The sequence below is a fragment of the Niveispirillum sp. GW835-FHT14G11 genome, assembly GCF_058793615.1.
This window is the reverse complement of sequence record NZ_JBXAFZ010000001.1, coordinates 70,534-90,555: the sequence shown is the minus strand read 5'-3', so window position 1 is coordinate 90,555 and position 20,022 is coordinate 70,534. Positions and strand designations below refer to the sequence as shown.

Annotated in this window: 23 protein-coding genes and 1 tRNA gene; 19 read left to right on the top strand and 5 right to left on the bottom strand. The window is 65.3% G+C overall.

The features are described from left to right. Positions 1-24: 24 nt before the first annotated feature. A complete protein-coding gene (locus tag AC1Q7F_RS00450; RefSeq protein ID WP_492502700.1) occupies positions 25-903 on the top strand; it encodes a 50S ribosomal protein L11 methyltransferase in 879 nt (292 codons plus the stop codon). 5 nt (positions 904-908) lie between these two features. Then, complete coding sequence (locus tag AC1Q7F_RS00445) at positions 909-1,241, top strand: YnfA family protein (RefSeq protein ID WP_492502698.1); 333 nt, start codon at positions 909-911, stop codon at positions 1,239-1,241. Between the two features lie 110 nt (positions 1,242-1,351). Here the strand turns inward: AC1Q7F_RS00445 and AC1Q7F_RS00440 are convergent, their stop codons facing one another. The 4 genes from AC1Q7F_RS00440 to AC1Q7F_RS00425 are packed head-to-tail and all read right to left on the bottom strand — an operon-like array spanning position 1,352 to position 3,967. Next, entirely contained in the window at positions 1,352-2,407 is a 1,056-nt protein-coding gene (locus AC1Q7F_RS00440; protein ID WP_492502696.1) for a magnesium transporter CorA family protein, read from the bottom strand. Next, positions 2,404-3,318, bottom strand: a complete 915-nt coding sequence (gene folD, locus AC1Q7F_RS00435; protein WP_492502694.1) for a bifunctional methylenetetrahydrofolate dehydrogenase/methenyltetrahydrofolate cyclohydrolase FolD — start codon at positions 3,316-3,318, stop codon at positions 2,404-2,406. The genes AC1Q7F_RS00440 and folD overlap by 4 nt, the downstream gene beginning before the upstream one ends. Before the next feature lie 32 nt (positions 3,319-3,350). After that, the gene (locus tag AC1Q7F_RS00430; protein WP_492502692.1) at positions 3,351-3,671 is read right to left on the bottom strand and encodes a DUF167 family protein; all 321 of its coding nucleotides are present in this window, start codon (positions 3,669-3,671) and stop codon (positions 3,351-3,353) included. After that, positions 3,671-3,967, bottom strand: coding sequence for a YggT family protein (locus AC1Q7F_RS00425; protein WP_492502690.1), 297 nt, complete (start codon positions 3,965-3,967; stop codon positions 3,671-3,673). Before AC1Q7F_RS00425 ends, AC1Q7F_RS00430 begins: the two co-directional genes overlap by 1 nt. 220 nt (positions 3,968-4,187) lie before the next feature. On the opposite strand from AC1Q7F_RS00425, the gene AC1Q7F_RS00420 reads away from it, so the two are divergent. From AC1Q7F_RS00420 to AC1Q7F_RS00340, 17 genes are all read left to right on the top strand, one after another. After that, positions 4,188-4,263 (top strand) — tRNA-Ala (locus AC1Q7F_RS00420). Positions 4,264-4,376: 113 nt separating this feature from the next. Further along, the gene (locus AC1Q7F_RS00415; protein ID WP_492502688.1) at positions 4,377-4,730 is read left to right on the top strand and encodes a hypothetical protein; all 354 of its coding nucleotides are present in this window, start codon (positions 4,377-4,379) and stop codon (positions 4,728-4,730) included. A 162-nt stretch (positions 4,731-4,892) separates the two neighbouring features. Continuing rightward, positions 4,893-5,369 carry a PAS domain-containing protein gene (locus AC1Q7F_RS00410; protein ID WP_492502686.1) on the top strand — a complete coding sequence of 159 codons (477 nt, stop codon included), beginning with the start codon at positions 4,893-4,895 and terminating at the stop codon, positions 5,367-5,369. A 634-nt stretch (positions 5,370-6,003) separates the two neighbouring features. After that, positions 6,004-6,459, top strand: coding sequence for an SUF system Fe-S cluster assembly regulator (locus tag AC1Q7F_RS00405; protein WP_492502684.1), 456 nt, complete (start codon positions 6,004-6,006; stop codon positions 6,457-6,459). Positions 6,460-6,495: 36 nt separating this feature from the next. Continuing rightward, entirely contained in the window at positions 6,496-7,977 is a 1,482-nt protein-coding gene (gene sufB, locus AC1Q7F_RS00400) for a Fe-S cluster assembly protein SufB (protein ID WP_492502682.1), read from the top strand. After that, positions 7,977-8,342: a hypothetical protein gene (locus AC1Q7F_RS00395; protein ID WP_492502680.1), complete on the top strand. Its 366-nt coding sequence runs from the start codon at positions 7,977-7,979 to the stop codon at positions 8,340-8,342. Before sufB ends, AC1Q7F_RS00395 begins: the two co-directional genes overlap by 1 nt. A gap of 11 nt (positions 8,343-8,353) precedes the next feature. Further along, on the top strand, positions 8,354-9,112 hold the full coding sequence (gene sufC / locus AC1Q7F_RS00390; protein WP_492502678.1) for a Fe-S cluster assembly ATPase SufC: 759 nt from the start codon (positions 8,354-8,356) through the stop codon (positions 9,110-9,112). 3 nt (positions 9,113-9,115) lie between these two features. Beyond that, positions 9,116-9,994 (top strand): GNAT family N-acetyltransferase, encoded by an 879-nt coding sequence (locus AC1Q7F_RS00385; protein WP_492502676.1) that lies wholly within the window; start codon positions 9,116-9,118, stop codon positions 9,992-9,994. Then, the gene (gene sufD, locus AC1Q7F_RS00380; protein ID WP_492502674.1) at positions 9,995-11,254 is read left to right on the top strand and encodes a Fe-S cluster assembly protein SufD; all 1,260 of its coding nucleotides are present in this window, start codon (positions 9,995-9,997) and stop codon (positions 11,252-11,254) included. 4 nt (positions 11,255-11,258) lie between these two features. Then, the gene (locus tag AC1Q7F_RS00375; RefSeq protein WP_492502672.1) at positions 11,259-12,158 is read left to right on the top strand and encodes a GNAT family N-acetyltransferase; all 900 of its coding nucleotides are present in this window, start codon (positions 11,259-11,261) and stop codon (positions 12,156-12,158) included. Next, on the top strand, positions 12,145-13,419 hold the full coding sequence (locus AC1Q7F_RS00370; protein ID WP_492502670.1) for a cysteine desulfurase: 1,275 nt from the start codon (positions 12,145-12,147) through the stop codon (positions 13,417-13,419). Before AC1Q7F_RS00375 ends, AC1Q7F_RS00370 begins: the two co-directional genes overlap by 14 nt. A 14-nt stretch (positions 13,420-13,433) precedes the next feature. Continuing rightward, positions 13,434-13,916, top strand: a complete 483-nt coding sequence (sufU, locus tag AC1Q7F_RS00365; protein ID WP_492502668.1) for a Fe-S cluster assembly sulfur transfer protein SufU — start codon at positions 13,434-13,436, stop codon at positions 13,914-13,916. A gap of 13 nt (positions 13,917-13,929) precedes the next feature. Beyond that, a complete protein-coding gene (locus tag AC1Q7F_RS00360; protein ID WP_492502666.1) occupies positions 13,930-14,319 on the top strand; it encodes an SUF system Fe-S cluster assembly protein in 390 nt (129 codons plus the stop codon). 16 nt (positions 14,320-14,335) lie between these two features. Then, positions 14,336-14,680 (top strand): HesB/IscA family protein, encoded by a 345-nt coding sequence (locus tag AC1Q7F_RS00355; RefSeq protein ID WP_492502664.1) that lies wholly within the window; start codon positions 14,336-14,338, stop codon positions 14,678-14,680. Between the two features lie 172 nt (positions 14,681-14,852). Then, entirely contained in the window at positions 14,853-15,668 is an 816-nt protein-coding gene (locus tag AC1Q7F_RS00350; protein WP_492502662.1) for a ferritin-like domain-containing protein, read from the top strand. Positions 15,669-15,747: 79 nt separating this feature from the next. Then, complete coding sequence (locus tag AC1Q7F_RS00345; protein ID WP_492502660.1) at positions 15,748-16,113, top strand: hypothetical protein; 366 nt, start codon at positions 15,748-15,750, stop codon at positions 16,111-16,113. Positions 16,114-16,218: 105 nt separating this feature from the next. Beyond that, positions 16,219-18,060: a DUF885 domain-containing protein gene (locus AC1Q7F_RS00340; RefSeq protein ID WP_492502658.1), complete on the top strand. Its 1,842-nt coding sequence runs from the start codon at positions 16,219-16,221 to the stop codon at positions 18,058-18,060. A gap of 25 nt (positions 18,061-18,085) precedes the next feature. Here the strand turns inward: AC1Q7F_RS00340 and AC1Q7F_RS00335 are convergent, their stop codons facing one another. Then, positions 18,086-19,807 (bottom strand): acyl-CoA dehydrogenase family protein, encoded by a 1,722-nt coding sequence (locus tag AC1Q7F_RS00335; RefSeq protein WP_492502656.1) that lies wholly within the window; start codon positions 19,805-19,807, stop codon positions 18,086-18,088. Positions 19,808-20,022: the final 215 nt, after the last annotated feature.

The following is a 20,022-nucleotide window of genomic DNA, read 5'->3' as shown; positions in this document are numbered from 1 at the left end:
GTTTTGTTGAGGGCGGAGAGTTCCATGCAGCCGATGTGGCGTGTCGCGTTCGAAGTGCCGGAGGCGCTGGTGCCTGTGTTCGCCGATATGGTGGAACCGCATGTGGACGCCGTCTCCACCTTCGAGCTGCAGGAGGGCGGCCAGTGGCTGATCGAATGCACCTCCTATAACGAGCCGGACACCAGCCGCATCGGGCTGAAGCTGGCCGTGCTGGCCGCCGCCCATGGCATTGCCGAGCCGGAGCTGACCAAGGAGCCGCTGGCCCCCATCGACTGGGTGACCAAGACCTATCTGTCCTTCCCGCCGATCGAGGCCGGGCGCTTCTTCATCCATGGCAGCCACCACAAGAAGCCGGTGCCCAAGGGCAAGATGGGTTTGCAGATCGAGGCGGCCATGGCCTTCGGGTCGGGGGAGCATGCCACGACCCAGGGCTGCCTGCGCGCCATCTCCGATTTCGCCCAGCGCGGGCGCGGCAGCTTCCGCAATGCCCTCGACATGGGCTGCGGCTCCGGCATCCTGGCCTTCGCCATCGCCAAGCTGGCGCACAAGCCGGTGATCGGCGTGGATATCGACAAGCTGTCAATCGAGATCGCCACGGAAAATGCCCGGCTGAACCGTGTGCACAAGCTGGTCAAGCTCTACGCCGCCAACGGCTATGCCGCCGAGGCCGTGCGCAAACACGGCAAGTTCGACATGATCGTGGCCAACATCCTGGCACGTCCCCTGGCCAAGATGTCGCCGGCGCTGGACAAGTATCTGGTGCCGGGCGGCATCTGCATCCTGTCGGGCCTTCTGCACCGCCAGGAACCGCTGGTCATCAACGCCCACCGCGCGCAGGGCCTGCGCCTGGTCAAGCGCTACCGCCTGGGCGACTGGTCCACCCTGGTGATGAAGAAGGGCTGAGGCTTTTGACGGGCGGCACGATCCTGCTCTATGTCGTGGCCGCCTGCGCGGAGATCGCCGGCTGTTTCGCCTTCTGGGCCTGGATGCGTGACGGACGGTCGGCCCTGTGGCTGGCCCCCGGCATGGCCAGCCTAGCCCTGTTCGCCTGGGTGCTGACGCGGGTGCCGGTGGATGCGGCGGGCCGGGCCTATGCGGCCTATGGCGGCGTGTATATTGCCGCCTCCCTGGCCTGGCTGTGGCTGGTGGAGGGGCAGAGGCCCGACCGCTGGGATATCACCGGGGCGGGGTTATGTCTGGTCGGGGCGGCGACGATCCTGTGGGCGCCGCGGGGGGCGTGAAGGAATAGGCCGTAGGTCAGGTCGAGGGCGGCAGCCCGAGCCCTGACAAACGACAGCCGGAATAATGTCAGGGCTCGCCTATGGCTCGACCTGACCTACGCGTGATCGGTTCACAACCACCCACGCTTCCTGAAATACCAGAGCGGCCCCAGGGCCGCGAGCACCATCAGCAGCAGGGCCAGCGGATAGCCCCAGGTCCAGTCCAGCTCCGGCATATGTTCGAAATTCATGCCATAGATGCTGGCCACCAGTGTCGGCGGTAGGAAGGCGACCGACGCGACGGAAAAGATCTTGATGATGTTGGTCTGCTGGATATTGATCACGCCCAGCGTCGCATCCAGCAGGAAATTGGTCTGCATGGCCTGGAAGGCGGCATGTTCGACCAGGGAATGCACGTCGCGGCCGATGGTCTTCAGCCGCGCCTTCTGGTCCTTGCCCATGCGCGGACCGGCGACAATGGTGGCAAACGCCACCAGCCGTTCCAGGCCCGCCAGGCTGTCGCGCACCTTCTGCGTCAGGTCGCCCGCCCTGCCCACGGCGTTGATCACGGCGCGCATCGACACGGTGGTGGGTGGGCGGCGGCGCACATGCTGCCGGTCCACCACCTGTTTGCGCTGGACCACGCCGCCATCACGCCCGACCAGCGGTTCCACCGTCCGATCCTCGTGATCGGCGAAGATGCGGTGCGACAGCCGGTCCAGATCCGCTGTCACCCGCTCCAGCACGTCGGCCGCCCGGTCCACCACCGCCTCCAGCAGGCCCAGGAACGCCTCCAGCGGATTGCACACCAGTTCCGCCTGCCGCGTCGCGCGGGCCGCGAAGATGGCGAACCACAGGGGTTCGGTATGCCGGATGGTGACCAGCATGTCGGCCGCCAGCGCGAAGGTCAGCAGGCCGCGTTCCAGCGGCCCGCCGGCCGCGCGCACGATGACCGGCGTGGTCATGAACGCCACCTCGCCCTCGGTATAGAGGCGCGACGAGGTTTCGATCTCGTTGATATCCTCCTGCGTCGGCAAATCCACCGACAGCAGGGTGGAAACGGTCAGCCGTTCCGTCTCGTCCGGATAGAGCAGGTCCAGCCAGACCGTGCCCGGGGGAACCGCTTCCCCCGGGGCCAGGGCCTGGGCATGCAGCCCGGCCGTATCGCGGACATAGGCGGTGATCACAGGCCGATCCCGCCCGGAACCGCCACGCCGGCCGACCGGCAGGCGGCGGTGACGGTGTTGGCCAGCAGGCAGGCGATGGTCATTGGTCCCACCCCGCCCGGCACCGGTGTGATGGCGCCGGCCACCGACGCGGCTTCCGCATAGGCGACGTCGCCCACGATGCGGGTCTTGCCAGCCGCCGCCGCTTCCGGGTCGCGGGCGGGCACACGGTTGATGCCGACATCGATGACGATGGCCCCTTCCTTGATCCAGTCGCCGCGTACCATCTCCGGCCGTCCCACGGCGGCGACCAGGATGTCGGCCTCCCGACACATCGACGCCAGGTCGCGGGTGCGGGAATGGGCCATGGTGACGGTGCAATCGGCCTGGAGCAGAAGCTGCGCCATGGGCTTGCCCACGATGTTGGAGCGGCCGACGACGACGGCGTGCAGGCCGCGCAAATCCTTCACCGTGTCCTTCAGCAGCAGCATGCAGCCCAGCGGCGTGCAGGGCACCAGCGACGGCAGCCCCACGGCCAGCCGGCCAGCATTGACGACATGGAACCCGTCCACATCCTTGGCCGGGTCGATGGCGGACAGCACGGATTGGGCGTCGATATGGGCAGGCAAAGGCAGCTGCACCAGGATGCCGTGGATCGACGGGTCCCTGTTCAGCCGGTCGACCAGACGCAGCAATTCATCCTGACTGACCGATGCGTCCAGCCGATGGGTGACGGAATGCATCCCCGCCTCGCGGGTCTGCTCGCCCTTGTTGCGGACATAGATGGAACTGGCCGGATCCTCGCCCACCAGCACCACGGCCAAGCCGGGGACCAGGGCATGCGTCGTGCGCAGCTGTTCCACGGCGGCGCCGATGCGGGCCCGCAAGCCGGCGGCGAAGCCCTTGCCATCGATGATGCGTGCCTCGGCCATGTCCGGTCTCCCCGTCTCTTTCAAAGATACTGCTACAGCCCGCCCAGCCAATCCGTCAGCCGGGGCATCAGGGCCTCTGTGTCGCCGGCAACGAATAATATCTTTGACCGGTCGGTGCCACCCGCGACGACGCCGATGCTGCTTTTCGGAATTCGCCACGCTTTGGCCAGCAGCTCGATGATGGCGGCATTGGCCTTGCCATCCTCCGGCACCGCCGTCACCACGATCTTCACCTGGGCGCGGCCGTCCGCCCCCTCCGCGATACCTTGTACCGCGTTGCGGCTGGCACGCGGCGTGGCGCGCACGAACAGCCGCACACCGCCCTGGGCCGGTTCCAGCGGCGGCTTGGCCATCAGCTCAGCAGGCCGTAATTCAGGATCAGGCGCTGGATGAAGATGATGACCAGGATCAGCACGATGGGCGACAGGTCCACGCCGCCCAGATTGGGCAGCACGTTGCGGATGGGCCGCAAGGCGGGTTCCGTCAGCCGGTACAGCACGTCGGAGATGGTATAGACGACGCGGTTGCGGGTATTGACGACGTTGAAGGCGATCAGCCAGGACAGGATGGCCGAGATGATCAGCACCCAGACATAGAGATCCAGCGCCACATAGATGATTTCGGCGATGGTGCGCAGCAGCGGATCCATGATCGTCCTATCGATGGCCGGGGCGGCGGCACCGCCCCCTCTTGGGTTCCCTGGAACGTAATGTCGCCGCCCCGCCCTGTCCACCCCCACCACCGAAACGGCATGGGTGCATGCAGGCAAAGTGGAACAGGGCTGCGACGGCATGCTTGACAGGCGGGGGTCGGATCAGCATTATCCGCGCCACTTTGGAGGCCCGCCTTTCTGGCGGGTTCGATGGTACGGGGCCGTAGCTCAGCTGGGAGAGCGACGCGTTCGCAATGCGTAGGTCGGGAGTTCGATCCTCCTCGGCTCCACCATTCCTCCTCCTTCCGATCGATATGTGACGTTCGGGTTCGGCAGATGCAGCGCTGTTCCGGCATGGCCAACCTGATATCCTCTTCATCGCGTGCGATGGTGGGAGGAAGCCGTCATGCCCACTGAGATCCGGCATATCATCTTCACGAACGAGGAAGTGATCCGCGCGGTGGTGGATTACCATCGCCGTGCTGGCAATCCCCTGCCGTCGGGCAGCATCATCCGGCTGGAAGTGCAGACGGAGCCGCAGGTGCGCTGCGCCCTGCATGTCGGCCTGGATGACGGCACGCGGCAGGTCTCCTGGATCGACAATCCCACGCTGGCCGCCTGCCTGATCTTCTATTGCATCAATCAGCGCATCCCCTTGCCCACCAAGTCGGCCAAGCAGTTGCATATGATGAATGACAAGATCACGCTGGTCGTGCACAAGAACGCACAGACTGACCGGGGTGGTGCGCGGGTCGCCTGATCGCAACCGGTTCCGATTTATTGCATTGCGGTGAATATGGACAGGGCGCCGGGACGGGCGCACCATGGACATCCTTGTTCAACATTTGGTCAGCGCCCCATGCAATCCGGCTCTGCCAACCCGTCGCAACCGCTCCCCCTTGGCGAGGAAAATCCGCCAGCCTTGCTGCAGCCGCTGCTGCCCTGGTGGCGTGCGCTGCCGCGCGAGGGGCTGCTGCCCTTGTGGACGGGGGAACTGGTCTTCGATCTGAAGCCCTGGCTGGGCCATCTGCTGATGGCCCGGTTCCCGCGCAACGGGGCGGAAGCGCGTTATACGCTCTATGGCTCGGGACTGGTGGAATTCACCGGCCGCGACCTGACGGGACGGGGCCTGCGCGATGCCACCAAATCCGCCGGCTTCCGGGTGACGGCCGAAAGCTATGTGACCACGCGCCAAAGCGGTCGGCCGCACTGGAGCCGGATTCGCGTGGACCTGCCGGGCGGGGACAAGGTGCGCTATGACCGGCTGCTGCTTCCCTTTGCCTGCGCCGACGGCGATGCGCGCGTCATGGGTGCCATCCGCTTTGACCGTCGCCTGCCCCGCTTCTGGGACGCCGACGACATGCGCCTGACCATCGAACAGGAAGCGCTGCTGGCGTGAAGGCTTGTCTGATTTGAATTGAAGTGTGTTCTTCTATGCCTTCCCGGCGAAGGCCGGGACCCAGGGGCCAAGTGCCCGACCTTTCGGCAGCTTTGATCCAGGCAGCGTAGAGGTTTGATCCTGCGGCCCCTGGGTCCCGGCTTGTCACCGGGAAGGCGGGAGAGGGTTCCATTTGAATCGGAAAAAACCCCCATAAAACAAAGATGGCGGACCGCCCCAACCAGGAGGCGACCCGCCATGTCTTTGACAGCCTCTCGGCTTCAGCCGGATGGGCACAAGCCATGTTCAACCGCACGGGGGCGGCGGCTTCGCCGCGATAAATCCGGCCGATTGTCCGGCCGCCCGTCATCCGGGCTGGTCGGTTATGGCGGGGATTGGTCCTGACTGCCCCCGTCATGAGATGAATGCTGCGCCCATCCTGGCCGGCCGGCAACGCCCAATGGCGTATGGTGCGGGGCGGTAAAATCCCGCTCACCGCATGGCTATCAACCAGGCTTGGCAAAAGGCGGGATTATCGCTACTGCATGCCAGCCCTTGTCCTGGGAAAGGGTTCGGGTGCTTGACTATCGTGCCGCGGCGGATCACTTAATCGGTACCAAATTGGTCCTGTATTGAGAAAGGTTCGCAACACGCCATGCTGCGGCTCAGCAAGATGACGGATTATGCCGTGGTCGTCCTGACCACGCTGGCGCATGCCGACGGCGCGCTGCACACGGCGAATTCGCTGGCCGACCGCACGGGCCTGCCCATGCCGACGGTGCAGAAGCTGCTGAAGCTGCTGACCCGTGGCGACCTTCTGCAATCGCACCGCGGCTCCCTGGGCGGCTACAGCCTCAGCCGAGAGCCCACCCGCATCAATGTCGTCCATATCATCGAAGCCATCGAGGGGCCGATCGCCCTGACCGACTGCGTCGATGGCGGGTTGGGCGGCTGCGGCGTGCAGAGCCTGTGCTCACGCAAGACCCATTGGGAAAAGGTGAACGGTGCGGTGCGCCGGGCGCTGGAGGATGTGACGCTGTCCGACATGGCAGCACCCAACCTGTTCGATTTCGAGCCGAAGCCCGCGCCCAGCGCGGCCTTGGCCGGTTGAACGGATAGGGCCGACAGGGTAAGGAGAGCGACGGATATGGCCGCCACCGAACAGACGATCGAACAGGTCAAGAGCCTGGCCGAGGGCAAGTACAAGTACGGCTTCTTCACCGACATCGAGTCGGAAACGGCGCCCAAGGGCCTGTCGGAGGACATTGTCCGTTTCATCTCCGCCAAGAAGGGCGAGCCGGAATGGCTGCTGGAATGGCGCCTCAAGGCCTATCGCCACTGGCTGACCATGGACGAGCCGGACTGGGCCAAGCTGCACTATCCGCCGATCGACTATCAGGACAGCTATTACTATTCGGCGCCTAAGACGACCGCCGGCCCGAAATCGCTGGACGAGGTCGATCCCGAACTGCTGAAGACCTATGCCAAGCTGGGCATCCCGCTGAAGGAACAGGCCATCCTGGCCGGTGTCGAAGGGGCGGGCGACAGCCCGTCCATCGCGGTCGATGCCGTGTTCGACAGCGTGTCGGTGGCCACCACCTTCAAGAAGAAGCTGGAGGAGAAGGGGATCATCTTCTGCTCCATCTCCGAGGCGGTGAAGACCCATCCCGATCTGGTGCGCCAGTATCTGGGCACGGTCGTGCCCTATTCCGACAATTATTTCGCGACGCTGAATTGTGCGGTCTTCACCGACGGGTCCTTCGTCTATATCCCCAAGGGCGTGCGCTGCCCCATGGAACTGTCCACCTATTTCCGCATCAATGCGAAGAATACCGGGCAGTTTGAGCGCACCCTGATCATCGCCGACGAAGGCTCCTATGTCTCGTACCTGGAGGGCTGCACCGCCCCGCAGCGCGACGAGAACCAGTTGCATGCCGCCGTGGTCGAACTGGTGGCGCTGGATGACGCCACCATCAAATATTCCACCGTTCAGAACTGGTATCCCGGCGATGAGAATGGCAAGGGCGGCATCTATAATTTCGTGACCAAGCGCGCCGCCTGCCGTGGCCGCAATTCCAAGGTCAGCTGGACGCAGGTGGAAACCGGGTCGGCCATCACCTGGAAATACCCGAGTTGCATCCTCCAGGGCGACAATTCGGTGGGCGAGTTCTATTCCGTCGCCATCACCAACAACATGCAGCAGGCCGATACCGGCACCAAGATGATCCATATCGGGAAGAACACCCGGTCCACCATCATCTCCAAGGGCATCTCCGCCGGCCGCGCCCAGAACACCTATCGCGGTCTGGTCCGCATCCTGCCCAAAGCGCAGAACGCCCGCAACTTCACCCAGTGCGACAGCCTGCTGATCGGCGACAAATGCGGAGCGCACACCGTGCCCTATATCGAAAGCCGCAACCGCACGGCGCGGATCGAGCATGAGGCGACGACGGCCAAGATCAGCGAAGACCAGCTGTTCTATTGCCGCCAGCGCGGATTGAAGGAAGAAGACGCGGTCGGCCTGATCGTGAACGGCTTCTGCAAGGAAGTGCTGAAGGAACTGCCCATGGAATTCGCCGTGGAAGCGCAGAAGCTGGTGGCGATCAGTTTGGAGGGGAGTGTGGGGTGATGGTGGAGACGATTACCCTTTATCGTCCTGTTGGACTGGCAGAGCGTGATCTGATTGCAGCAGCGGATTTCCGCGCCTTCCCACCGCGCCTACCGGAACAGCCGATCTTCTACCCGGTTCTGAATCAGGACTATGCCGAGCAGATCGCGCGCGAATGGAACACGCAGGAATCGACGGGTGTCGGCTCCGTCACCCGTTTCCAGGTGCGAAAGGATTTCCTTTCCGCCTACAGGGTTGAAACGGTGGGCGCGCGCTGGCACCAGGAATACTGGATACCCGCTGAAGAACTGCCAGCATTCAATGACGCCATCATCGGCACCATCGAGATTATCGCGGAATTCCGCGCGCCAAACGGCATTGCTTGAGGAACAGTTCCATGTCCCTGATCGAAATCAAGAACCTGCATGCCACGGTCGATGGCAAGGCGATCCTGAAGGGGATCGATCTGACCATCAATCCGGGTGAGGTGCATGCCATCATGGGCCCGAACGGGTCGGGCAAGAGCACGCTGTCCTATGTGCTGGCCGGCCGCGAGGGCTACGAGATCACCGAAGGCAGCGTGACCTTCGATGGCCAGGACCTGCTGTCCATGGAGATCGAGGAGCGGGCGGCGGCCGGCCTGTTCCTGGCCTTCCAGTATCCGGTGGAAATCCCCGGCGTCAGCAACACAACCTTCCTGAAGGAAGCGCTGAACGCCGTGCGCAAGACGCGCGGCGAGACGCCGCTGGACGCCATGCAGTTCCTGAAGCTGATCCGGGCCAAGGCCAAGGATCTGTCCATGACTGACGAGATGATCAAGCGCGCGGTCAACGTGGGATTCTCCGGCGGCGAGAAGAAGCGCAACGAGGCTTTGCAGATGGCCGTGCTTCAGCCGAAACTGGCGATCCTGGACGAGACCGACAGCGGCCTGGACATTGATGCGCTGAAGATCGTGGCCGAGGGCGTGAACAAGCTGCGCAGCCCCGAGCGCGGCCTGCTGGTCATCACTCATTACCAGCGCCTGCTGGACTATATCGTGCCCGACGTGGTGCATGTGCTGGCCCATGGCCGCATCCAGAAGACCGGCGGCAAGGAACTGGCGCTGGAGCTGGAAGCCAATGGCTATGCCCAGTTCGGCGTGACCGAGGCGGCCTGAGCCATGCTTGCCCCGGACGTCCGCATCAGCGTCGAATATGACGTGCCGGTCACGGGACCGGACGCAGAGATCGTGTTGGGCGGGTTGATGGCCTATAACGCCGCCGCCTTGCCGCCAGCCCAGGGACGGTTTGTGGCGGTGGCGGGCGATACGGTGACGGGCGCCCTGCAGGCGGGCCTGTCGCTGACCCAATGGGGACGCGACGCCTATTGTTTCTGGGGCGTCTGGACCGTTCCCGGCATTGATCCCGGTCCCGCCATCGCGACGGTGCTGGCAAGGACGGAGGCGGAACTGGCCCGCCGGGATGGCGACCGGTTGATCATGGTGGTGCGCGCGCATGACGATACGGCCCCCTATCTGGCCGCCGGCTACGGCGTGCGACAGGTGATCGGGCCGCATATCCGGGGCGGGGTCTTCACCGTGCTGGAAAAGCGGATCGGGAAGGGCGAAGCTTTGGTGCCGGCCGGCTTTGCGCTGGCCGTGCATGAACCCGCCCCTAAGCATCTGGCCCAGGAAATCTGGCGCATCACCGATGCCCGCCGGCAGGCGGCGCTGGGCGCGCCCGTGACACTGGTGGCGGCCTACGTCCGCGATATCGTGACCAATGCCCCCCGCGGGGCCGCCCTTTGCTATGCCGTGGACAGCGACTTCATGGTCGACATGGTCTGGCTGGATGACAGTCTGCGCGGCACCGGCACCGGTTTCTCCATGCTGGCCGCCGCCTTGGATGAGGGGCGCAAACTGGGCTGCACACGGGCAGCGGTGGAGACGATGGATTGCCAGGCGCCAAAATTCTACCCGCTGCATGGGTTCCGCCGTTTCGGCTATGCCGAATATGACGTGCCGGGCCTGAACATGAACTTCTACGACATGAAGCTTTGAATGATGCGCGACGAACAGAACCAGACGGCCAAGAATTTCGTGGAACAGGTGGTGGCCTTGGCCCCTGCCCTGGCCGGTGCGCGTGGTGAGGGGCTGGCGCGTTTCACCAAGGCCGGCCTGCCCACGACGCGGGTCGAGGCGTGGAAATTCACCAACCTGCGCGGGCTGGACAAGCTGACCCTGGGTCCGGCCCCCGATGCCGCCGGTGTGACGGTGGATGCCATCCCCACCGCCCTGGACGCGCCGGGCCCGCGTCTGGTCTTCGTGGCCGGGCAGTTACGTGCCGACCTGTCGCGCGTGGGTGACCTGCCCGATGGCGTGGTGCTGGAGGCGCTGGCCCGTGATGCGTCCCTGTCGGCGGGCGACGGTCCGTTGCGCGCCCTGAACGCCGCCCTGCCATCCGACGGCGCCATCCTGCGCGTCGGGGCGGGGGTGAAGCTGGCCAGCCCGGTCGAACTGGTGTTCATCGCCGCCACGACCGACGGCAAGGCGGCACTGTGGAACCCGCGCATCCAGGTGGAGATCGCCGATGGCGCCGAGGCCACGATCGTAGAGCATCATGTGGGCGCCGCCGCCGGCATCTATATTAGCAATATCGCCGCCGATGTGACGGTCGGGGCCGGCGCGCGCCTGCATCATTACAAATTGCAGGCCGAGGGGCTGGACGCCTGGCACTTGGCCAACATCTCCACCCATCTGGGCACGGGCGCCACCTATGACACGTTCGTCCTGAACCTGGGCGCCCGCCTGTCCCGGCATGAGGCGCGCCAAGTGCTGGACGGTACGGGGATCGCGGCGCGGGTGTCCGGCGCCTATGCGATCAGCGGCAATCAGGTCAGCGACATCACCACCCTGATCGACCATGCCAAGCCCAACTGCACCAGCCGTGAGGTGGTGAAGGGGGTGATCGACGGGTCGGCCCGCGCCGTGTTCCAGGGCAAGATCATCGTGCGCCCCGATGCGCAGAAGACCGACGGCTATCAGCTGAACCGCGCCCTGCTGCTGTCCGATGGGGCCGAGATCAATTCCAAGCCGGAACTGGAAATCTATGCCGACGATGTGAAGTGCAGCCATGGCGCCACGGCCGGCGAGCTGGACGAGGACCAGATGTTCTATCTGCGCGCCCGCGGCATCCCGCGCGACGCGGCCCGCGTGCTGCTGATCGGCGCGTTTCTGGACGAGGCGCTGGACGAGATCATCGACGAGACGGTGCGGGCCCATTTCCGGGCGCGGGCCGAGGCCTGGATGGGAGCGCGCTGAACCGATGCCCGACAGCCTGTCCCGCCGCCCTGCCCTGACGCTGTACCGCCGCCACCCGGCGGACGGGGACGTCATGGCCTGGCTGCATGAACGGGCGATGGCGGCCGAACGTGCCGCCCTGGGCATGGACCGCCGGCCCCTGGGCCTGTTCATCCGCGACAGCGCCGGATTGATCCAGGCGGGCGCGGTCGTCTGGCTCTATGGCGTTGACGCCTACATGCATGTGCTGTGGGTGGATGCCCCCTGGCGGGGCCGGGGGCTGGGGGCAGCATTGCTGCGCGCGGCGGAGAACGCGGCGGTCGCGGCGGGAGCCAACCGGCTTTACCTGTCGACCATGGGGTTCCAGGGTCCGGATTATTACCCCCGCTATGGCTTTGTCAGCCAGGGCGTGTTCGCCGATTTCACCTGGGGTCATGACCGGCATTATTTCAGCAAGACGCCGCTTTCCACGGCCCCCGCCTTGCCCCTGCCGGCCGGTCTGTATCTGCACCGGGCGGAATCGCCCGATCCGGCGGATGTGCAGGCCGTGGAAAACGGCCTGGACGCCCATTGGTACCTGACCATCCCCGACCCCTATACCGAAATGACGGTGGAGGCGGTCGATGCGGGCGGGGTGCGCGTGGCGGCGGGTCTGGCCGTGCTGGACGGCGCCTATCTCACCCTGGTCGATCTGGCTGTCGTGCCGTTGTGGCGGGGGCGCGGGGCGGGGCGGCAGGTGCTGGCCGAACTGGAACGGCGGGGGGCCGAGGCCGGGTGCCGCTGGGCCACCGTGATGCCCATCGATTACCAAAGTCCGGATTTCTTTCTCCACCACGGCTATGCCCGCCGCATGCGGGTGGATAACTACCTTCTGGGCCGGGGCCGTGACTGGTTGCGCCGCGCCATCGGGGATGATCATGAGTGAAGCGCTGCACAAGCTGGGCAATGCCCCCTACGACGTGACCCGCATCCGCCAGGATTTCCCGATCCTGACGCGGCTGGTGCATGAAAAGAAGGGCCGCGCCGGCAAGCCCCTGGTCTATCTGGATAATGGTGCCAGCGCACAGAAGCCGCGCCAGGTGATCGACGCCATGTCGCATCTGCTGGAACATGACTACGCCAATGTGCATCGCGGCGTGCATTTCCTGTCGCAGCGGTCGACCGACCTGTATGAGGCGGTGCGCGACAAGGTCGCCACGTTCCTGAACGCGCCCAGCCGCGAAAACATCGTCTTCACCCGCAACGCGACGGAGGCGTTCAACCTGCTGGCCCATAGCTGGGCGGGCAAGTTCCTGAAGGCGGGCGATGCGGTGGTCATCTCCTGGATGGAACATCACGCCAATATCGTGCCCTGGCAACTGCTGCGCGACCGGATCGGCATTACGATCAAGGTGGTGCCCGTGCTGGATGATGGCAGCCTGGACATGGATGCCTATGAGGCCATGCTGACGCCCGACGTCAAGCTGGTCTCCATCACCCATGCCAGCAATGTGCTGGGCACGGTGAACCCGGCGGCCCGCATATCCCGTCTGGCCCATGCCAAGGGCATGACGGTGATCTTCGATGGCAGCCAGGCCGCCGTGCACCAGCCCGTGGACGTGCAGGCCATCGACGCCGATTTCTACGTCTTCACGGGGCACAAGCTGTATGGCCCCACCGGCATCGGCGTGCTGTATGGCCGCAAGGAGCTTCTCGACGCCATGCCGCCCTGGCAGGGCGGCGGCGACATGATCAGCACGGTCAGTTTCGAGAAGACCACCTATCGCGAGGCGCCGTACCGGTTCGAGGCCGGAACGCCGGCCATCGTGGAAGGGATCGGGCTGGGGGCTGCCATCGACTATGTGACGGCGCTGGGCATGGACGCCATCCAGGCGCATGAACAGCGCCTGCTGGCCTATGCCACCCACCGCCTGTCGGAGGTCGACGGGCTGCGCATCATCGGTACCGCCCCGGATAAGGCCGCCATCATCAGCTTCACCATGGACGGCATCCATCCCCACGATATCGGCACCTTGCTGGATCGCGGCGGGGTGGCCGTGCGGGTCGGCCGGCACTGCGCCGAACCGCTGATGGACCGGTTCGGGGTGGGGGCGACGGCGCGGGCCAGTTTCGGCCTCTATAATACCGAGGCTGAGGTGGATGCGCTGGTCGACGCAGTCCAGGCCTGCAAAGCCTTTTTCGGATAAGGGCGGATATCCATATGTTTGATGATCTGCGCGACCTTTACCAGGAAGTCATCCTGGACCATGGCAAGCACCCGCGGAATTTCGGCAAGCCCGCCGCCTTCAACCGCACGGCACGCGGCGACAATCCCATGTGCGGGGACAAGATCGCTATCTATCTGACCGTCGCGGATGACGGCACCCTCCAGGACCTGCATTTCGACGGGCGTGGCTGCGCCATCAGCCAAGCCAGCGCCAGCCTGATGACGGAGATCCTGCGCGGCAAGTCGATGAAGGAGGCCGAGGCCCTGTTCGGCTATTTCCACGACATGTGCACCAAGGACGAGGATGAACAGGGCGACCATGGCCCCCTGGACGAGGATGCCACGGACAAGCTGGCCGTCCTGTCGGGCGTGCGCGAATTCCCCATGCGGGTGAAATGCGCCACGCTGGCCTGGCACACGATGAATGCCGCGCTGCATGGCGAGGCAACGACTTCCACTGAAAACGCGTCCTTCTGAGCGGACATCGATCATGAGCCACAGCCACCGCCCCATCGCCCCCGACGTTTCCATGGGCAGCCCCGTGGACATTCCGGCGGATGAGAAGCTGCCCGCCGACGCCCCGCTCCATGACCGGGTGGTGGAGGCGCTGCGCACCGTCTATGATCCGGAAATCCCGGTGAATATCTATGAGCTGGGGCTGATCTACCGCTGCGACGTGGATGGTGACGGCGATGTCGAGATCGACATGACCCTGACGGCGCCGGCCTGCCCCGTAGCCGGTGAGATGCCGGGCCAGGTGCAGCAGGTGGTGGCCGCCGTCGACGGTGTCGCCAGCGTGCATGTCGAACTGATCTGGGAACCCGGCTGGGATCCCAGCCGGATGAGCGACGATGCCCGCATCGCGCTGAACATGTTTTGAACGAAGGAGCCCTACCATGGCCCGTCCCCTGCCCAAGGCCCTGACCCTGACAGACGCCGCCGCCGACCGGGTCCGCGAACTGATGTCCCGGTCGGAAAAGCCGATCATCGGCCTGCGCGTCGGCGTGAAGACCCGTGGCTGTTCGGGCATGTCCTATTTCGTGGAATATGCCGAGGAAAAGAAGAAGTTCGAGGAGGTGGTGGAGGACAAGGGTGTCACGATCCTGATCGACCCCGCCGCCACCATGTTCCTGATCGGCAGCGAAATGGACTATGCCGACGACAAGTTCCAGTCCGGCTTCACCTTCAAGAACCCCAACGAGAAGGCGCGCTGCGGCTGTGGGGAGAGTTTCTCGGTTTGATTGGGAGTATCCCCCCGATAAACCGCCTCCCCGGCGAAAGCCGGGGCCCAGGGGCCGCAAGCCCGACCGCTCAGCAGCGTTGCTCAGCACTGCCGATACCTTATTTCCTGTGACCCCTGGGCCCCGGCTTTCGCCGGGGAGGCGCGTATGGGGTTTGATCGAAGTACGGCCCATGCTCCCCACCACCCTCTCCGCCGCCGCCGTCACCGTCCTGACCACCGCCGACGCGCATGAAAAGGCCCGTCTCTCCCGCACCTTCGCCGCCGCCTGGCGCGAGGGGGCCATCACCGACCTGGGGCGCGCCACCCCGCCGGCCCGACCCGCACGGCCCGCAAAGCCGGAACTGTGCCACCCCAAAGACATGCCCAAGCGCGGCAAGGGACAGTCCCTGGCCAACCGCATCGCGCTGCTGCACGCCATCGCCCATATCGAGCTGAACGCCATCGATCTGGCCTGGGACATCCTGGCCCGGTTCCACCAATTGCCCGACGGCACGCCCCTGCCCATCGCCTTTCACACCGACTGGCTGCGCGTGGCAGATGAAGAGGCGCTGCATTTCACCCTGGTGGCCGACCGTCTGGCCAGCCTGGGCGCTGCCTATGGTGACCACCCGGCCCATGACGGCCTGTGGCAGGCGTCCGAAGCCACGGCCCACGACTTGGCCGCCCGGCTGGCGGTCGTGCCCATGGTGCTGGAGGCGCGCGGCCTGGATGTCACCCCCGCCATCATCGCCAGCCTGACCAGGGCCGGCGATCAGGAGAGCGTGGCCGTGCTGGAGATCATCCTGCGCGACGAGGTCGGCCATGTCGCCACGGGCCGCCGCTGGTTCCAGGTGGCGGCACAGGCCATGGGGCAGGAGGCCGGCCCCTGGTGGCAGCACCTGGTCCGCACCCATTTCAAGGGCGAGCTGAAACGCCCCTTCAACGGAATGTCGCGCGATCTGGCCGGCCTGCCATCCGATTGGTACGAGCCGCTGGCCGGGAATTGATCCCTTCTACATCTTTTGAACTATGTTCACGCGTCGCAATCTGTGACATGTTGCACCGCAGGGTGGCTGAATGGGGGCGATGTACATGCGGTTGATGCTGGAGGCAGGGCTTTTGCTGCTGTTCGCCGTGCTGTTCCTGCTGATGGCGGCGCTGGCCGTGAAGGCGCAGCAGCCGGACGCGCAGCCGCAGGGTGCCAAGGCCCAGCAGCAGCCGGCCATGGAGGATGAGATCATCGTCCGCGGCCGCCGCAACGAGCCCGATTTTCAGGAGGAATGGGAGCATCACCGCAAGGAGTTCGACCGGCTGAGCAAGATCTACGGCGATCCCTTCACCCCCAACCGCCGCAGCGACCGCATGACCGACACCCCCAATCCCGACAAGGGCAAGAGCGTGATGCGCAGCCCCAGCAGCGACACGGTCCAGGGCCGTCCCAGCCGGGATTAAATCCCCCTTCCCGTTACAGCTTGTTTACAATGGACTTCTTGGCCCAAGGTCGGGAACGGGTAGGATGCTGGCCAGCGATCCAACCGTTCCAGAACCGGAGCCAACATGCCCGTCCTGACCCGCCGCACCGCCCTGTCCGGGCTGTTCGCCCTGTCCGCCACCGCCATGGCGCTGGACGGCATCATGCCCCGCCTGGCCCTGGCCGGCCAGGACAGCCCGGCCGACAAGGCGCTGAACGATTATCTGGAAAAATGCTGGCAGGATGATCTGGCGCGCAGCCCGGAACAGCGCACGCGCATGGGGCTGCCCGGCCCCCATGACAGCTGGACCCTGCCGGATGAGGCGTTCCAGCAGCTGAGCCTGTCGATCACCGCCAAACAGCTGAAGGGTCTGTCAGCCTTTGATCTGGGCGCCTTGTCGCCCACGGCGCGCGTCTCCCACAAGCTGTTCGAGGGCCAGTTGCGCCGCAGCCTGCAGGGTTATCGCTGGCGCCGCCACGGTTATACGGTCAGCCATTTGCAGGGTTCCCATACCGACGTGCCCTCCTTCCTGATCGGCTATCACGCCATCACCAATGAGGGCGATGCGCGCGATTATGTGAAGCGGCTGGAGGGTGTGGCCGCCGTCATCGACGTGGCGGCGGAGAATATGCGCCGCGATGCCAAGGCCGGCGTGCTGCCCCCGGCCTTCAGCTTCGACCGCATCATCGAGGCCGCCCACAACGTCATCTCCGGCGCCCCGTTCGACAAGGGCGCCAAGCAAGACAGCCCGCTGCTGGCCGACCTGAAGGAGAAGGTGGGCAAGCTCACCATTCCCGATGCCCGGAAGAAGACCCTGATCGCGGCCGGGACCCGTGCCCTGACCGGCGGGGTGAAACCCGCCTATGAGCGGTTCATCGCCACCGTCACCGACCTAGCCACCACCCAGAAGAACAGCAACGGCGTCTGGTCCCTGCCCGACGGGGCCGATTTCTACAAGGCCCAGATCAAGCTGCATACCGGCCTGGACATGTCGGCCGACGACATCCACGCCCTGGGCTTGGCAGAGACGGCCCGCCTGCATGGCGAGCTGCGCGAGGCCATGGCGAAGCTAGGCTTCCAGGGCAGCGTCCAGGATTTCTTTAATTTCGTGCGTACCGACCCGTCGGTGCGCTTCCCCGACAGTGCCGAGGGTCGCAAGGAATATCTGGCCACCGCCACCGCCTATATCGACGACATGGCCGCCCGCCTGCCGGAGATGTTCGGCACCCTGCCCAAGGCCAAAATGGTGGTGAAGCCGGTGGAAGCCTATCGCGAGAACGCCACGCCCAGCGCCTTCTACGAACCCTCATCGCCTGACGGCACGCGGCCCGGCGTGTTCTATGCCAACCTGTCCGACATGTCGGTGCAGACCCGCCACGATCTGGAGGCTTTGTGCCATCATGAGGGCCTGCCCGGCCATCATATGCAGATCGCCATCGCGCAGGAGGTGCAGGGCCTGCCCACCTTCCGCAAATATGCCTGGGACACCGCCTATGGCGAAGGCTGGGCCATGTATACCGAACGCATGGCCAAGGATTACGGCTTCTACAAGCAGCCCTTGTCGGAGGCCGGGCGCATCGTGTCCGAACTGTTCCGCGCCGGCCGGCTGGTACTGGATACCGGCATCCACCACAAGCGCTGGACGCGTGAACAGGCCGTCGCCTGGATGAACGAGAACACGGCCAATCCGCTGTCGGACAACAGGACGGAGATCGACCGCTATTTCGTCTGGCCGGGCCAGGCGCTGGGCTACAAGATCGGCATGAACAAGATCCTGGACCTACGGGAAAAGGCCAAGGCCGAACTGGGGCCGAAATTCGACATCCGTGGCTTCCACGACGCGGTGCTGACCAACGGCCCCGTCACCCTGCCCATCCTGGAAGAAGTGGTTCAGGACTGGATCGACACGCGCAAGGCGGCGGCGTGAGCAAGAAGGGGGAGCAACCACCCTCTCACCAGTCCACCGGCTCGTAGGCCAGCACAGCGTCGAATTCGGCATTGGCGGGGTCGATATCGGCATTGATCGGGTCGGCCTTGCCCAGCACCTTCAGCACGAAGCGGCTGGCCACCAGCCATTTGCGCCGGTCGCCCCATTTCAGCTCCGCCACCGCTTCCTCGCACAGCAAGGAAGCCGCCAGCGTATCGGCCATCAGGCCCAGCAGGCGGCGGCCATGGCGCGATCCCTGCTCAGGTTGGCGGCGCAGGAAGGACAGGGCGGCGCGGCATTCCTCTATCGCCCCTTCCAGCACGGCCGACACATCCGCCGCCGACGCTTCCCGCGACGTGGGCGGCAGGTCGGACAGGATGGTGCCCACCCGGCCCAGGAATATCTGGTCGCCCGGCCGCTTGCCCGTGACCATGCGCAGCAATTCCAGGGCCTGGATATTGGCCGGTCCCTCCCACACCGACACGACCAGACAGTCGCGATAGAAGCGGCTGGTCGCCATCTCGTCGGTATAGCCGTTGCCGCCCACCATCTCCACCGCCTGACGGCAGGCCGTCACCGCCTGTTCGGCCGTGCGGTACTTGGCAAGCGCCGTGGCCAGCCGCAGCCAGTCCCCGCCCATGTCGGGATCAGCCAGATGCGCATCGAAGGACAGGACCGACTCGAAGGAGAGCGCCGTGGCCGCCTCCTGCTCCATCATCATGTCCAGCAACTGGTCCTGCACCATCGGGTATTGGCGGATGGGCTTGCCGAAGGCCACCCGGTGCGTGGCCCAGCCGGCACTTTCCAGGAAGGCCCGGCGGATCAGCCCGGCCGATCCCACGGCATTATGGATGCGGCTGTACTCCAGCGCCGCCATCATCATCTTCAACCCGTCCGGTGGGGCGGCCAGTTCCACAGCCCAGCAGCCATTCAGGTCCAGTTCCGCCGTGGCCAACCCCTTGGTCCCCGCCTTTTCCTTCAACCGTCGGGCCCGCTGATGGTTGGGCGTGCCATCCTCCAGATGCGAGGGCACGAGGTAACAACCCAGGCCCCGTCCACCCGCTTCCGCGCCATCGGGCCGGGCCGTGGCCATGGCCAGGCCGGCGCCGGCATTGCTGGTGAACCATTTGATCCCATGCAGCCGGTGGCCGTCATTGCGCCGCTCCGCCCGCGTCGTCGTGGCCCCCACATCCGACCCGCCATGCAGTTCCGTCGCCCAAGTGCCGCCCGACAGGGCCAGCCCATCCATGCGGATCATCTCGGGCAGATAGCGGCCGCGCACATCCGCAGGTGCAAGCGTGTCCAGCACATGCGCCACCGCGCCCGTCATGGTGACGGGGCAATGGATGGAGATATCGGCCTGCGACAGCATGTAACCCATGGCAAAGCAGGCGGCATGGCTGGGTGCCCCCGTCGGCCCCTTGCCCTCCGGCAGATAGGCCAGCCCCACCGCACCCCGCCTGTAGGCCTCGGCATGGCAGGCCAGATAGTCGGGGTTGAAGACGACGCGGCCCGTGCGGTTACCATCGATATCATAGGGGTCCAGGCGCGGCGGTGCGAAGCGGTCGGTATATTCCGCCTGCCGGTCCAACGCGTCACCGGCCCAGGCACCGAATTCCGACAACCGGCCCTCATGTGCCTCCAGCACATGCGGGGCGCGACGTTCCAGCAGGCGGATCAGGTTGGTGTCGGTGTCGAAAAAATTGCTGCCGCGCGCCGTGCGCGGATAATCGGCGGCCTCACTCATGCCCGGCTCCTCCCCTGGATTTAGGGGAGAGGATGACCCAAACGCAAAGGCGGGGGAAGGGCCGCCACCAGCCGACGCGCGCCTGCCATGTGAGGCAGGGCAAGCGATGGTCCTTGTTATGGGGCGGATAAGCGCCCATCTTGGACGGGTCGACTTTGCTACTGGGCTATCTTCCGGCTACCGCTGGTTCTTCCCCGTCGTGACTTTGATGCCCG